This is a genomic window from Bartonella sp. AA81SXKL (assembly GCF_042196945.1).
Lineage (GTDB): Bacteria > Pseudomonadota > Alphaproteobacteria > Rhizobiales > Rhizobiaceae > Bartonella.
This window is the reverse complement of sequence record NZ_JBHIRH010000373.1, coordinates 1-583: the sequence shown is the minus strand read 5'-3', so window position 1 is coordinate 583 and position 583 is coordinate 1. Positions and strand designations below refer to the sequence as shown.

General features: G+C 38.4%; 1 protein-coding gene. It reads left to right on the top strand.

The window, feature by feature from the left end; all coding sequences use genetic code 11:
• Nucleotides 1–583 (top strand): phosphotransferase (locus ACFINZ_RS11750; RefSeq protein WP_375701616.1); only part of this gene is annotated, 583 nt, incomplete at both ends.

Sequence of the window (583 nt, the reverse complement as noted above, 5' to 3'; positions counted from 1 at the left end):
ATGATTTGCCTTTTTTTTGTAATCTTATGCAGCACTTAGGGAGACGGGGCGTTCCTTGTCCTCAACCGGTAATTCAAAATAATGGGATGATGATCGGTGAATTAGCAGGACGTCCTGCTGCTATTATTACCTTTTTGGAAGGGGAATGGGTCCGCCAGTCCAATATCTATCATTGTTGCGAAGTGGGTTGTAGTCTAGCCCAGTTGCATTTAGCTGCTCAGGATTTTTCGCTTAGTCGGAGAAATACTCTTTCTCTTGTGGATTGGAAATGCTTATGGAAACGTTGCCAAATAAGGAAAGATCCGTTGCTTAGAGAGTTTGGAAAAAAAATTGATACTGAGTTGGCTTTTTTAGAAGAAAATTGGCCGTCGATTTTGCCGACAGGTATTATTCATGCTGATTTGTTCAATGATAATGTGTTTTTTTTGAACGATCGTCTTTCTGGCATTATTGACTTTTATTTTGCTTGTAATTACTTTTGGGCTTATGACTTGGCTATTTGTTTGAATGCTTGGTGTTTTGAACATGACCATTCCTATAATCTTATCAAAGCACGTGGGCTATTGGAAAGTTATCAAAAAAT